This is a genomic window from Flavobacterium sp. (assembly GCF_025352425.1).
Lineage (GTDB): Bacteria > Bacteroidota > Bacteroidia > Flavobacteriales > Flavobacteriaceae > Flavobacterium.
This window is the reverse complement of record NZ_JANXTI010000050.1, coordinates 1-9958: the sequence shown is the minus strand read 5'-3', so window position 1 is coordinate 9958 and position 9958 is coordinate 1. Positions and strand designations below refer to the sequence as shown.

Sequence of the window (9958 nt, the reverse complement as noted above, 5' to 3'; positions counted from 1 at the left end):
AACGCCAGATTTATATTCTAATTGGCAACCCAAGGAACTTATAACTTCTAAAACTCTAAAATAATTTTTTACTATATTTGACATAGATATTGGTTTGTTTGGCGACATCAAGATACTGAATTTCAGTATCTTGACCAATATCTAATCAATTTATTTTACTTCAAATAATTACACCCAACGGGTTTTATATAATAACGGAATAAAATTTACATCGTTTTCCTTCTCAACTCCGCCATTTTTATTGCAGCAATTGCGGCTTCTGTTCCTTTGTTTCCATGAACTCCGCCACTTCTGTCTATAGATTGTTGTTCGTTGTTATCTGTTAACAAACAAAAAATGACAGGAACATCCGTTTGCACATTCAAATCTTTTATACCTTGGGTTACGCCTTCGCAAACAAATTCAAAATGCATCGTTTCGCCTTTTATTACGCAGCCAATCGTAATCACAACATCAACTTCCTGCGTGACAATCATTCGCTGTGCGCCATAAACAAGTTCAAAACTTCCCGGAACGTCCCAACGAATAATGTTTTCTTGTTTGGCACCACAATCTAACAAAGCAGCTTCTGCTCCGGCATATAATCCGTCTGTAATGTGATCGTTCCATTCTGAAACAACAATCCCAAACCGAAAGTCTTTCGCGTTTGGGATTGTGTTTTTATCGTAATTGGATAAGTTTTTGTTTGCCGTAGCCATAATTATTTACTGCGCTAAACCAATCAAAGCATCAATACTTTGCGCTTCCGGAGCGGTATCGTAATTATCTTTGATATCAGTGAAATATTTTAACGCGTCTGCCTTATTTCCTAAAACCAACGCCGTTTTACCAGCTTTCATTAAATATCTTGGTCTTGTTAATTCATTTTTATTAGCATCTGCCGCTTTGATATAATACTCTAAAGCTTCTTTTTGTTTGTTTTGCTGTGCGTAAGCATCCCCAATTGCTCCAATTGCCATTGTGCTTAACATAACATCATCTGATTTGAATTTCTCTAAACTAGAAATTGCTTCAGTATATTTTTTTGTGTTCAGATAAGAAATTCCGGCATAGTAATTCGCTATGTTTCCGGCATCAGTTCCTGAATATTCGTCGGCAATTTTCACTACTCCAAATTTACCTTCAGAACCTTTTAAAACTAAATTAAATAAAGAATCCGATTTAGTTCCATTGGCATCCACCGCTTTTTGAAAGTTTTGTTGCGCTACAAATAATTCGTTTGCGGCTTCTTCTTGTTTTGGTTCAGCAATAAATTTTTGATATAATAAATACGAAACGGTAGCCAAAGCAACAACAGTTAGGAATCCTAATATATATCTTTGATTTTTAGCAACAAAATCCTCTGCTCTTGAAGCTGATTGATCTAAAGTATCAAATGCTTTTGCTGTTGCACTGTCTTTAGCATCAACATTTACATCTTCAATGTAGTTATTGTCTGATTTCTCTGCTTTTGGTTTTGGTTCTTTATATCCTCTTTTGTTAAAAGTTGCCATCTATTTTTAATTTAGTGTGCGCAAAAATAAAAATTAATTCATATTTAAAGGCTATTTTTATGGATATTTTTGAATAATTTGCAGCACTTAAGTTTAGAGGATTAATTTTAAACAAAAACCAAATTGTTTTTAAAGCGGATTTCATTACTCAATTATAAAAATTTTTCCGAAATCTCGTTCGAATTGGATTCCAAAATCAATTGCTTCGTAGGTAAAAATGGCATTGGAAAAACGAATATCCTTGACGCTATTTATCATTTGGCAAGTGGCAAAAGTTATTTCAATCCGCTGGCTGTACAAAACATAAAACATGGAGAAGATTTTTTTGTAGTTGATGGCGAATTTGAAAAAAACAATAGAACCGAGCAAATTTTATGCAGTTTAAAAAAAGGGCAAAAAAAAATCCTTAAACGAAACGGTAAGGTTTATGAAAAATTCTCAGATCATATCGGATTTATTCCATTAGTGATTATTTCACCTGCCGATAGTGATTTGATTATTGAAGGCAGCGAAACCCGCAGAAAATTTATAGATAACGTCATTTCTCAATTAGATAGTTCTTATCTGCAAAAACTCATTCAATACCAAAAAATCATCAGTCAACGGAATGCTTTGTTGAAATATTTTGCACTGAATCATGTTTTTGAAAACGATACTTTGTCTATATATAACGAACAACTTAATACACTCGGGCAATTTATTTTTGAAAAACGAAAGAAGTTCCTGATTGACTTTATTCCGATTTTCAACAATTATCATCGAGAAATTACCAACTCTGCCGAAACGGTACAACTGGTTTATCAAAGTGATTTGTTTGAAAAAGACACGTTGACTTTATTGGAAGAAAACATAAGTAAAGACAGAGCCTTACATTATACTTCAGTTGGCGTTCATAAAGACGATTTGTCATTTGAAATTGATAATTATCCGATTAAAAAATTTGGTTCCCAAGGTCAGCAAAAATCATTTCTTATCGCTTTAAAACTCGCCCAATTTGATTTTGTCAAAAAACAAAGCGGCGAAAAACCAATTTTATTGTTTGACGATATCTTTGATAAGCTCGATGAATTTCGTGTAAGCAAAATAATTGAAATGGTAAACAACGAAGAATTCGGACAGTTATTTATTTCTGACACGCATCCTGAACGCACGGAAAACATAGTAAAAACAACACATCAGAGTTATAAAATATTTAATTTGTAATGTTGTTCTATTTTGTAATTTAGCCTAAAATTTTAAAGGACATGAAATCAAAATTTGCTTCATTATTATTGTTAAGTTTTCTATTTATAAGCTGTCATGGACAACAATTTAAAGCTGTACATACCATTGATGCTAAATCCTTTTCTGAAAAGCTAAAAACTAATGAAAACCCACAATTATTAGATGTTAGAACTCCCGAAGAATATAGCACTGAACACATTGGCGATGCTAAAAATGTGAATTGGAATGCAGACGATTTTGTTGCCAAAACTGTAACTTATGATAAATCAAAACCTGTTTTTGTGTATTGCAAAGTTGGTGGTAGAAGTGCACAAGCCGCAGATAAATTAGCCGAATTGGGTTTTAAGGAAATCTATAATCTTGATGGCGGTATCATGAAATGGAAAGCACAGGGCAATGCTAACGCTGAATCAAGCGCTAAGATCATCGGAATGTGCGACCAGGAATATGGTGAATTAGTAAAATCAAGCGATAAGGTAATGATTGATTTTAATGCCAAATGGTGTGCGCCCTGTCAAAAAATGAAACCTTATATTTTGAAACTTGAAACCGAAATGGCAGCCAAAATAAAAATTGTTTCACTTGATGCTGATGAAAATAAAACAATCGTAGAACAATTGAAATTAGATGGATTGCCGACCATAATCGTTTATGAAAAGGGAAAAGAGGTTTGGCGAAACGTGGGCTATATTTCGGAAGAAGATCTAAAAAAACACTTGTAATATGCTAACCAAAGAAGCTATCCAATTTCTGGAGGATTTAGTTGCCAATAATAATACGGAATGGATGCATGCCAACAAGAAAAGGTATGAAAGCTTCAAGAAAGATTATCACAGTTATATCGCATCTATTTTGGGAGCACTTAAGCCTTTGGACAAAGCATTGGAACCATTGGAAGTTAAAAACTGTACGTTTAGAATCAATCGTGACATTCGTTTTTCAAAGGATAAATCGCCTTATAAAACTAATATTGGTGTTTGGATGTCGCAAAACAAAAACAGGAAAAACGCTCCCGGATATTACATACATTTCGAAAAAGGAAATTCCTTTATTGCTGGTGGTTGCTGGTGTCCCGAACCCAATGAGTTAAAACAAATTAGAAAGGAAATTGCTTTTTTTAATGATGATTTAGAAGCAATTGTTAACCATAAAAAATTTAAATCAGAGTTTGGAACGCTTACCAGAGATGAAAATAATACGCTAAAAAAAGCACCGAAAGATTTCGACTCGGATCATCCGGCCATAGAGTTTTTGAAATTAAAAAGCTTCACAGCCTCCGAAAAAATTGATAACAAATTATTTTCAGACCCTAACTTTAGTAAAGTTATAGCCGAAAAATTAATCGTTTTAAAACCAATGAATGACTTTTTGAGCCGGGCGTTAGAAACCGAAGAGTAAGTATATGTCAAAAAAGAGAATTTTATTTCTTGGGGAAACCTATCGAGCTGACGCAATTACCTGGATGAATGGCCTAAGGGAATTTGGCGATTTTGAAATCGTAACTTGGGAACTTAAGACAAGCAGTAACGGCTTTCACAGAATTAAAAGACTTTTTGAATTAACCAAAGCTATTTTGACTATAAAAAGTATTATCAAAAAATATAATCCCGATATGGTGATTGCGGAACGAACTACCAGTTATGGCTACTTAGCCGCGCTTTCGGGAATTAAACCAATAGTAATTGCACAACAGGGCATAACCGATTTATGGCCGCATAATTCTCCATTATATATTTTAAAAAAAATACTTCAGGATTATGCTTTTAAAAAGGCAGACTTAATTCATGCCTGGGGAGATGTAATGGAAAACCATATGAAGGAAAGTAACGTAGATATGTCAAAAGTGATGGTTCTGCCAAAAGGTATAAATCTGGATTATTTTGAATTTAAAAATAGTGATGATGATACTATGATAGATGCCATTGTCACTCGGGTTTTACGACCTGAATACCAACATGATTTGGTTTTGAAAGCATTTTCAATTGTCAAGCAAAAAAATATTCGTTTTAAGCTGACTATTATTGGAGATGGAACAGAATTAAAAAAATTAAAATCTTTGGCAAAAGAATTAGGCATAGAAAATGAAGTCATTTTCGTAGGAAAAATTGACAATAACGACATTCCCAAATTTTTAGAAAAAGCAAATTTTTATATCAGCACACCCACAACTGAAGGCGTTTCTTCCTCACTCTTTGAGGCTATGGCCTGCGGTTGTTTTCCCATTGTAAGTGATTTACCAGGAAATAGAAGCTGGATACAACAAAAAGTAAACGGAATTCTTGTTACTATCGAAAATGAGTTTAATTTAGCCGAGGAAATTGAGTGGGCATTTCAAAACAACGATTTTACAAAAAAAGCAATACCGGAAAATCGAAAGTTTGTAGAAGAACATGCCAACTATAAAATCAATATGAAAAAAATTGCAACAACTTATCACGATTTAATTAAAAGTAAGTCAACTACCGAATAGAGCGTATGTGTGGTATCAATGGGATTTTCCATTTAAATTTTAAACAGGTTGACCAAAATCAACTCATAAAAATGCGGGACATTCTGGAACATCGTGGTCCGGATGATTCAGGCATTTATATCAATAACAATATCGGATTAGGTCACAGGCGCTTGTCAATTATTGATACATCATCGGCCGGGCACCAACCTTATTTCTCTGACAATGGAAGGTATATCCTTGTATTTAACGGAGAAATCTACAATTATCAATCATTTTATCCTGAATTAAAAAGCAAAGGGATTATACTGAAATCAGGTTCTGATACCGAAGTTTTATTAAAACTTTATGAATTGTATGGCATGGAAATGTTGCACAAACTCAACGGAATGTTCGCTTTTGCTATCTGGGATACACAAGAAAAAAAATTGACGCTTTGTCGAGACAGAATGGGCGTGAAACCTTTGTATTATTGTATTCATCAAAATACTTTATATTTTGCTTCTGAGCAAAAAGCCCTTTTCGCAGCAGGTGTTCCGTTAGAAGTTTCTGAAGATGGCATGGAAGAATATTTCTTTAACCGGTTTGTCGCTGGTGAGAAAACGTTATTCGCACATATAAAAAAGCTTTTGCCCGGACATTATATGGTCACTGACGAAAACGGAAAAAGCAGCACAACACGTTGGTGGAATTTAAAAGAAAAAATTCAGAATCATATTCCAATCCTCAATCCAAAAAACTGGTTTGAGGAAACGTTCTTCGAATCTGTGAAACTGCGCATGGTCAGCGATGTCGCGGTTGGTGTTTTGTTGAGTGGCGGATTGGATTCCTGTTCGATATTATCTTCATTGCATGAGCAAAAATTTGAAAAAATCGAAACGTTCAACATCAGTTTTTCCGAAGAAGAACATAACGAATACCATCTGGCAAAGAAAATAACAGATCAGTATGGATATACATTTAATCATACCAAGCTTGAAAATGAAAGTTTGTACCAAAACCTGATTGAAGCATCTTATTTCCACGACGAACCTTTAATGCATTTAAACGAACCTCATTTATTGGCTATTGCCAAATTGGCCAAACCAAAAGTAAAAGTGCTGCTTTCCGGCGAAGGTGCAGATGAACTAATGGGCGGTTATGTTAGATACAAAGCGCTAAAAAACCCGTCTTTATTAAAGGTGATTTCACAACTAAGTAAGTTTGACACCTTTAATAAAAGACCGCGATATGATAAATTATTGCGGTATTCAAAAATCAGTAGTGATTCGGATTTGGTAATATTCAACGGTTCGAATGTATATCCGGAAGATATTAATATTTTTTATGGAAATAAACAAAAACCCGTGAATGAATATCGTTATCAAATCCTGAAAGAAGCGCAGGAATTATATCCAAAAAACCTCCAACGTCAGGCACTGTATTTTGACCAACATACCTATATGTGTTCTCTATTGGATAGAAATGACCGTTGTACAATGGGAACTTCTATCGAATGTCGTGAGCCATTCTTAGATCAAAGACTGGTTGCCGGTTTGGGAACGTTGGATGACAAATGGTTGTTTACAGGCAAGAAAGGAAAGTTCATTCTTAAAACTACAATGGAAAATAGACTTCCAAAAGAAATAATTGATTTCAGAAAAATTGGACTTAGCGCGCCATGGGGAAGTTATTTGTTGAGTTTTTCGAAATTTGTTGATGAATTAGACAACTTTGCAAAAAGTCCTATTTTCGAAATGCCTTTTCTTGAAAACATCGATGGCGCCAAACTGGTTGCTGAAATCAGGAAAGGAAATACCAAAATATTGCCCTATTTTATGCCGATATTTATGCTTCACAAATGGCAAAAAAACTACTATAGCAAGTTCGTTTAAAAATTCTTTGACTTACTTTTGTGAGCATGACTATCCAAAATAACTTCTCTTTAAAAAAATACAACACTTTTGGTATCGAAGCCAAAGCCACACAGTTTGTCGCTGTTCATTCAGTCGAAGATTTAAAGTCTGTTTTGAAAGAAAACAAATCCGTACCAAAATTCATTCTTGGTGGTGGGAGCAATATGTTGTTGACACAAGATGTCCAAGCTTTGGTTATCCATATTGACTTAAAGGGTAAAAAAGTAATCAAGGAAGATGCCGATTTCGTTTGGGTTGAAAGCCAAGCAGGCGAAAACTGGCACGAATTTGTGCTTTGGACAATCAACCAAAACTTTGGTGGATTAGAAAATATGTCGCTTATTCCCGGAAATGTTGGTACAACGCCAGTGCAGAATATCGGTGCTTATGGCACAGAAATCAAAGATACTTTTGTTTCATGTAACGCTATGAATATTGCGATTCAAGAAATGAGAACGTTCACTAAGGAAGATTGTCACTTTGGTTACCGGGAAAGTATTTTTAAACACGAAGCCAAAGACCAGTTTATCATTACTTCGGTGATTTTTAAACTGACCAAGCGTAATCATAAAATCAATACTTCGTATGGAGATATCACAAAGGAATTAGAGAAGCAAAACGTGGCTACTCCTACTTTAAAGGATGTTTCCAATGCTGTAATTGCGATAAGACAAAGCAAATTACCCGACCCAAAAGAATTAGGCAACAGCGGAAGCTTTTTCAAAAACCCAATTATCTCAAAAGAACAATACGAAAAAGCACAAGCTTTGCATCCCGAAATGCCCCACTATGTAATTTCAAAAACCGAAGTGAAAGTTCCGGCTGGATGGCTGATTGAAAGAGCCGGTTTTAAAGGAAAACGCTTTGGTGATGCGGGAGTTCATAAAAATCAAGCTTTGGTTCTGGTCAATTATGGTAACGCAACCGGACAGGAAATTTTAGCGGTTTCAAAAGATATTCAAGCGACTATTCTCAAGGAATTTGGAATCGTGATTGAAACCGAAGTTAATGTCATCTAAAGATTCGTAAATTATAATTTGTAATTCAACATGTACATTCCCGAAATCTATAAAAACGAAAACCAGCAAGACATCCAAAACTTCATTCATCAAAATGGGTTCTGTATTTTGGTCAATCAAACTTTGGGAAAGCTTTGGGCAACACATATTCCGCTCCTTTTGGAAGAAAAAGATGGAAAACAATTTTTAGTCGGACACGTTTCAAGGGAAAATCCACAAGCTGAAAGTTTTAAAACCAATGACAAAGTTTTAGCGATATTTTCCGGCGCACATACATATATTTCTTCTTCCTGGTACGATCATGAAAACGTACCAACATGGAATTATCTCGCAGTTCATGTTTATGGAAAAGTGCAGCTCCATTCACTTGAAGAAACCGTTGAAGCGCTAAAAAGATTAGTCAATAAATACGAAGCAAAATCTGAAAAGCCGGTTCGCGTAGAAGATTTATCAAAGAAAACCATGCTTCAGGCAAGCGGAATTGTTTCCTTCGAAATTGAAATAACTGCTATCGAAGCCAAGAAAAAGTTATCACAAAACAGGGATGACAAAAACTACCAAAATATCATTTCAAAACTTGAAAACTCTAATGATTATCAATCTATAGGAGTAGCTAAAGAAATGAGAAAGAATAGAAAAAATTCATAACTCATAACTCATAATTCATAATTCATTTTTGTACATTTGCTGACCCTTTTTAACAGTCGAAAAAGCACTATGTTATTAACTCTACTCTGTTTATTTGTTGCCATTGTTGTTGTACAATTCCTTTATTACATTGTTGTTTTTGGTAAATTTTCGTTTGCTAAACATCAAACTGCAACTCCAAAAAGAATCCCAATATCCGTAATTGTTTGCGCTAAGAATGAGGAAGAAAATGTTAGGACTTTAATTCCGTTGCTGCTTGAACAAAATTATCCGCAATTTGAAATTGTCCTAATTGATGATGCTTCGAGTGATAATACGTTAGAGATTTTTGAGGAATTTGAAAAACAGCATTCCAACATCAAATTAGTAAAAGTAGAAAACAACGAGGCTTTTTGGGGTAATAAAAAATACGCCTTAACACTCGGAATCAAAGCGGCAAAGCACGAATATCTTTTATTCACCGATGCTGATTGTTTGCCTTCTTCCAAAGACTGGATTGCCAATATGAGTTCCCAATTTACGGCGGAGAAAACAATTGTTTTGGGATATGGTGCGTATGAAAAAATCGCCAATTCATTCCTAAATAAAATTATCCGATTTGAAACGTTGTTAACTGCCACACAATATTTTTCCTGGGCAAAACTTGGCAAACCTTATATGGGAATTGGCCGGAATTTGGCATACAAACGGGAAGAGTTCTTCAAAGTGCGTGGTTTTATGGATCACATGAAAATACGTTCCGGAGATGATGATTTGTTTATCAATCAGGCTGCGGAAAAAAAGAATACAACAATATGTTATTTACCCGACAGTTTTACTTACTCCAAACCAAAAACCTCTTTTAAAGATTGGTTTACCCAAAAACGCCGTCATGTTTCAACAGCCAAACATTATAAAATATTTGACCAGAATCAATTGGGAATATTCTATGTTTCGCAACTGCTCTTTTTTATATTGGCAATTCTTTTATTAGCATTTCAATTTCAATGGATTGTTGTTCTGAGCATTATTGCATTACGATATATTTTTACATGGATTACCTTGGGATTTGCAGCAGGGAAACTTAAAGAAAAAGACGTGATGTATTGGTTTCCAATCATTGAAATCGTTTTAATTTTTACGCAATTGAACATTTTTGTTACCAATACTTTTTCAAAACCAGTACATTGGAAATAAATCCATACATAGAAAAAGCTAAAACTGGCGATCAGGTTGCCTTTACATTTCTTC

The 9958-nt window shown here is 34.5% G+C and carries 10 protein-coding genes; 8 read left to right on the top strand and 2 right to left on the bottom strand.

Annotation, left to right across the window (positions count from 1 at the left end; translation table 11 throughout):
• Positions 1–206 precede the first annotated feature (206 nt).
• Positions 207–698 (bottom strand): 6,7-dimethyl-8-ribityllumazine synthase, encoded by a 492-nt coding sequence (gene ribH, locus Q0Q99_RS07025; RefSeq protein ID WP_293893487.1) that lies wholly within the window; start codon positions 696–698, stop codon positions 207–209.
• A 6-nt stretch (positions 699–704) separates the two neighbouring features.
• On the bottom strand, positions 705–1493 hold the full coding sequence (locus Q0Q99_RS07020) for a hypothetical protein (protein WP_293893484.1): 789 nt from the start codon (positions 1491–1493) through the stop codon (positions 705–707).
• Positions 1494–1616: 123 nt separating this feature from the next.
• Between Q0Q99_RS07020 and Q0Q99_RS07015 the strand changes: the two genes are divergently transcribed.
• From Q0Q99_RS07015 to Q0Q99_RS06980, 8 genes are all read left to right on the top strand, one after another.
• The gene (locus tag Q0Q99_RS07015; protein WP_293893481.1) at positions 1617–2696 is read left to right on the top strand and encodes a DNA replication/repair protein RecF; all 1080 of its coding nucleotides are present in this window, start codon (positions 1617–1619) and stop codon (positions 2694–2696) included.
• A 41-nt stretch (positions 2697–2737) separates the two neighbouring features.
• Positions 2738–3439: a thioredoxin domain-containing protein gene (locus tag Q0Q99_RS07010; protein WP_293893478.1), complete on the top strand. Its 702-nt coding sequence runs from the start codon at positions 2738–2740 to the stop codon at positions 3437–3439.
• Position 3440: 1 nt separating this feature from the next.
• Complete coding sequence (locus Q0Q99_RS07005) at positions 3441–4115, top strand: DUF2461 domain-containing protein (protein WP_293893475.1); 675 nt, start codon at positions 3441–3443, stop codon at positions 4113–4115.
• Positions 4116–4119: 4 nt separating this feature from the next.
• Positions 4120–5187, top strand: coding sequence for a glycosyltransferase (locus Q0Q99_RS07000; RefSeq protein ID WP_293893472.1), 1068 nt, complete (start codon positions 4120–4122; stop codon positions 5185–5187).
• A gap of 5 nt (positions 5188–5192) precedes the next feature.
• Positions 5193–7040 carry an asparagine synthase (glutamine-hydrolyzing) gene (asnB, locus tag Q0Q99_RS06995; protein ID WP_293893469.1) on the top strand — a complete coding sequence of 616 codons (1848 nt, stop codon included), beginning with the start codon at positions 5193–5195 and terminating at the stop codon, positions 7038–7040.
• A gap of 26 nt (positions 7041–7066) precedes the next feature.
• Positions 7067–8080, top strand: a complete 1014-nt coding sequence (gene murB, locus Q0Q99_RS06990) for a UDP-N-acetylmuramate dehydrogenase (protein ID WP_293893466.1) — start codon at positions 7067–7069, stop codon at positions 8078–8080.
• A gap of 30 nt (positions 8081–8110) precedes the next feature.
• Positions 8111–8728, top strand: coding sequence for an FMN-binding negative transcriptional regulator (locus Q0Q99_RS06985; protein WP_293893463.1), 618 nt, complete (start codon positions 8111–8113; stop codon positions 8726–8728).
• 69 nt (positions 8729–8797) lie between these two features.
• A complete protein-coding gene (locus tag Q0Q99_RS06980) occupies positions 8798–9904 on the top strand; it encodes a glycosyltransferase (RefSeq protein WP_293893460.1) in 1107 nt (368 codons plus the stop codon).
• The last annotated feature ends 54 nt before the right edge of the window (positions 9905–9958 follow it).

What these genes read in the sequence shown, in the direction of transcription:
- ribH (WP_293893487.1), bottom strand. Translation starts at nt 698, where the DNA reads ATGGCTACGGCAAACAAAAACTTATCCAATTACGATAAAAACACAATC.
- Q0Q99_RS07020 (WP_293893484.1), bottom strand. Translation starts at nt 1,493, where the DNA reads ATGGCAACTTTTAACAAAAGAGGATATAAAGAACCAAAACCAAAAGCA.
- Q0Q99_RS07010 (WP_293893478.1), top strand. Translation starts at nt 2,738, where the DNA reads ATGAAATCAAAATTTGCTTCATTATTATTGTTAAGTTTTCTATTTATA.
- Q0Q99_RS07005 (WP_293893475.1), top strand. Translation starts at nt 3,441, where the DNA reads ATGCTAACCAAAGAAGCTATCCAATTTCTGGAGGATTTAGTTGCCAAT.
- Q0Q99_RS07000 (WP_293893472.1), top strand. Translation starts at nt 4,120, where the DNA reads ATGTCAAAAAAGAGAATTTTATTTCTTGGGGAAACCTATCGAGCTGAC.
- asnB (WP_293893469.1), top strand. Translation starts at nt 5,193, where the DNA reads ATGTGTGGTATCAATGGGATTTTCCATTTAAATTTTAAACAGGTTGAC.
- murB (WP_293893466.1), top strand. Translation starts at nt 7,067, where the DNA reads ATGACTATCCAAAATAACTTCTCTTTAAAAAAATACAACACTTTTGGT.
- Q0Q99_RS06985 (WP_293893463.1), top strand. Translation starts at nt 8,111, where the DNA reads ATGTACATTCCCGAAATCTATAAAAACGAAAACCAGCAAGACATCCAA.
- Q0Q99_RS06980 (WP_293893460.1), top strand. Translation starts at nt 8,798, where the DNA reads ATGTTATTAACTCTACTCTGTTTATTTGTTGCCATTGTTGTTGTACAA.